Here is a 3,766-nt window from a genome sequence, read left to right on the forward strand (position 1 = left end):
AGTCCCAGTGGGGCACGAGGCAAGTCATACGGTGCGAATTGCCCGCGAAGCGAGATGAACGGCGTCGGAGGCCATTCCAGCGGGGAAAGGTCGAGCGAACCTATCTCCCGAGATGCGTATCCAGAAAAGCGTCGATACGCTCGACGTACAGATCTCCCGTCGCAATAAATCCGTTGTTATGCCCGCCCTTCATCTCGAAGAACTCCTTGTTGCCGCGTGCCGCACGAAACAACTCTTCGCCATGCGAAAACGGTACGATCTCATCGGTCGGACTGTGGACTACCATCAGCGCGCCAGTCTGCATCGAGTGAACCCGCGACAGGCTGTCGAACTTGTCATTGAGCAACAACTGAACCGGCACAAACGGGTAGTGGTGGAAGATGAGATCGTGAACCGACGTGAACGCGGACTCCAGTATCACCGCGCGGGAATTGTGCCGGGCCGTCAGCCACGTAGCGACGCCGCCGCCGAGGGATCTCCCGAAAACAACAATCTTCATCGGATCAATACCGCGCGTTCCGGTGAGATACCGCCACGCACTTTCACTGTCTTCGTAGAGTCCGTTCTCGGTCGAAATGCCGCTGCTCTGGCCGTACCCACGGTAATCGAAAATGAAGACGCTGAGCCCCAGGCTGTTGAAAATCTTCAGTGACTCGATCCGGTCGGACATGTTGCCGGCGTTACCGTGGAGGAAGAGCATGACGCCGCGCTCGCGCTGGGCCGGGAGCCACCAGCCAAAGAGAGTCTCACCATCGGATGTGTTGAATGACACGGGCTCGAAGACGAGTCCGTGGTGCCCCGGGGTGGTCTCCAGATGCTCCTTGGGATGGTACATCAGGCGTTCCTGAAGGACATACACGACCCCTACGAACGCTACGTAGAGAATGACGAGCGCAAAAAGCGTGACAAGGGTGGTCTTCAGCACGGAAACTCGGGTTTGCGGCCCTGGGTGAGGCAGTGGGTAAGCCCCGGATACTACTTACTGATGAACGCCCGGACATCGGCCGGGTTGCGGTATTGGTATCGGCGGGACTCCCGGCAGACTTGAGACAGGGTTTTTGTGAAGTTAAAAGAGATAGACGGCAGAGTGGCCGGGTCGCAACGATGGGAGTTGGCAGCCCTGTGCGCTAGCTTATCCGCGTGTCTATCGCGATTCCGGTGATGTCTATGAAGATTCTTGTCAAGACGCGCCGGTCGTTGGCGCTCTCAATGGTGTTCGGTCTGGCGATGATTGCCCCGGCATACGGCCAGTACTGCGGAGTTGAGGGTGTGGGCGGATCCTATCTCAATGCGCGATATGGATTCGAAATCCAGTACGCGGGCGGTTGGCACCGGCTGCACGTCGGCCCGAGGGAAGACTCGTTTCAGTGGACCTGCCGGGATACGCTGGTGGTGGACGGAACAGTGCTGGATCTTGAGTACGTGGAGTTGTCCGGAGAGAAGACGCACGCAGACTCGCTATGGAAGGCCGTCACCCATAAGGCGACACTCTTCTGTGGCGCCGACGGTGTGGACGGGGGATCGCACTGCGAGGGTCCGGAGGATGTTGAGTCGTTTACATCTCACACCGGCATGCCTGTCGTGAAATTCTATCAGACGTTCATCTACGAGCATTACTCGGACGACGAGCCCACAGAGAAGCATCGCGTGGGCCCCTACTTCGCGATCGACATTTCGCAGCAGGGGGAGACCCGGGCGTTGCTCCTGACGTCGGAGATGCACAGGGAAGCGTCGGATAGATACGCAGTATTTGTGGAGGGGATGGTTCAGTCGGTTCAGGTTGTTGACTCGCCGTATCTGAAGAAGAAGCGGCGCCCGATTGTTGTGCCGATGAGGAGATAGGGCGGCTGGCGAGCAACTCCTCCTCGTCCGTCATGGCCGCGCTCCGTCCTTGCGGAGGCGAGGGCAGGCGGCCATCAGCCGGGTGCCTGCAATAGCCTTATCGTTGCATGGATCCCGGCTCTTCGGCCAGGATGACGGCAAGCAGATGGCCGGGGTGACGGGGCGCAGGGCTTGCGCAAGAATGAAAGAAGGTGAATTCAGGCATTGCTATACACATATGTTTAACATATAATCATAATTCATTTTGACTCTTCTTCCATGGGCAGCTCATGCAGATAGGCAGTCTGTTTATCCCCTCATTCCCCGCATGGGCGTTTCTACAGGCCGAGGGCCATGGAGCGCCTCTGGCCGTGATCGGCTCGGGCCGGGTGATCGCCGCCTGCCGTACGAGTCGCCGCAGCGGCATCGAACCGGGCATGAGCGGCGAGCGGGTAAAGTCACTCTGCCCGGACGTCCGGCTGCGCATTCGCAGTGCCGAACTCGAAACGGCGGCATGGGAAGAGGTCGTCCACTCGGTAAACGGGATCACCCCGTTCATCGAAAAGTCGCGGCCACCGTTCCTGTACTTCAGGCCGGATGATCTGCCGGTTGCCCGCGCATTGACAGAAACACTCTCTGTGCACGGAGGCGTGGCGCCGCACCGGGCAGCGGCCCAGCTTGCAGCCTTGCGCGCAGCTCCGGGAAACATGCTCGTCGTGTCACCCCGGAATCTTGACGGATTTCTCGATCGGTTCGCCGTCGAACGGATTGCGGAGATCGGCTTCGAAGAGGACACCGTTGAACTGCTGCACCATTTCGGTTACGCCACACTGGGAGCGGTAAAGAAACTTTCGCTTCGCCATCTCAAGGCGCAGTTTGGCAACGACGGGGAGCGACTCTTCAAGATGCTCCATCCGGAAAAGGAGCCTCCGATACCGCTCTTCCGGGAGTCGCGCGTCATCCGGCAGGGCTACGAATTTGATGACCCCTGCCGGGAGCCACGAGAGATTCTCCCGGTGCTCGAATATCTGGTCTGCCAGGCAGCCGAAATTCTTCGGCCTGAGTATTGCCAGCGACTGCGCCTGGTAGCAAAAGGCTATCGGAACAGGGCAAACGCGACAGCCTTTCGCATTCTGCCCGAGCCGATCGGCAACCTGCCCGGTCTGTTGCGCGCTGCGGTGCGCTTGCTCCATGCAGTGCTGTCACCTGGTCTGGAGGTGGAGTCCCTGGCGCTGGAGCTGGGGGCTCTCCGGCATATGAAGTCCGCGCAGGTGCCGCTTTTCAAGGAACGCCCCTCGGTCTTCACGGCCGTGAGGGCCGTGCACCGGCGCTTTCCGGAGATGGTGCAGCGCGCCGCCGTGCAACCGGACGTACTGTTTTCGGAGGATGAGATGCGGCTTGATCCCTTCCCGGAGAAGGAGCCGCCTCGAAGAAAGAGGAAGAGGCCCCGATGATCGATCATGAAACGGATCGAAGAGCCGGTCGAGGTGGAGGATCGAAAAGGGTGGCCGGTGCGGATACAGCGCGGCACCCGCATCTACCGTGTTCAGAAGTTGGTGGACGTGTGGGTGGTGCAGGGCCACTGGTGGCTCGAGGAAGAAAAGCGCGTGTACTTCCGCGTGCTTACGGATAAAGGGGTAATGGATGTGTATCGACGGGATAAAAACGGAGAATGGGTGATGGCAAAACTGGCGGATTGACGCTGAGCCGGGATCCATGAGAGGATAAGATGACTCCGGTGGTGTATGGATTCCCGCCTGCGCGGAACGACCGAAGGAGGGATGTCGCGAGGGATGTCGACCGCAGAGCCGGGGTCCCTGTTGGTCATCCCCGACTCGATCGGGGATCCATGAAAGGATGAGATGACCCCGCCGGTGTATGGATTCCCGCCTGCGCGGGAATGACCAGGTGATGACACAATAACAACATGTTTACACACCTTCAC

At 59.3% G+C, this 3,766-nt stretch carries 4 protein-coding genes; 3 read left to right on the forward strand and 1 reads right to left on the reverse strand.

Annotated features, from left to right (window positions below):
* Positions 1–100: 100 nt before the first annotated feature.
* Positions 101–835: an alpha/beta hydrolase gene (locus tag HKN37_16645; protein NNE48282.1), complete on the reverse strand. Its 735-nt coding sequence runs from the start codon at positions 833–835 to the stop codon at positions 101–103.
* 332 nt (positions 836–1,167) lie between these two features.
* Between HKN37_16645 and HKN37_16650 the strand changes: the two genes are divergently transcribed.
* From HKN37_16650 to HKN37_16660, 3 genes are all read left to right on the forward strand, one after another.
* Complete coding sequence (locus HKN37_16650; GenBank protein NNE48283.1) at positions 1,168–1,842, forward strand: hypothetical protein; 675 nt, start codon at positions 1,168–1,170, stop codon at positions 1,840–1,842.
* 269 nt (positions 1,843–2,111) lie between these two features.
* Positions 2,112–3,275 carry a hypothetical protein gene (locus HKN37_16655; protein ID NNE48284.1) on the forward strand — a complete coding sequence of 388 codons (1,164 nt, stop codon included), beginning with the start codon at positions 2,112–2,114 and terminating at the stop codon, positions 3,273–3,275.
* A gap of 6 nt (positions 3,276–3,281) precedes the next feature.
* Positions 3,282–3,521 carry a hypothetical protein gene (locus HKN37_16660; protein NNE48285.1) on the forward strand — a complete coding sequence of 80 codons (240 nt, stop codon included), beginning with the start codon at positions 3,282–3,284 and terminating at the stop codon, positions 3,519–3,521.
* Positions 3,522–3,766: the final 245 nt, after the last annotated feature.

The organism is Rhodothermales bacterium (assembly GCA_013002345.1).
GTDB lineage: Bacteria > Bacteroidota > Rhodothermia > Rhodothermales > JABDKH01 > JABDKH01.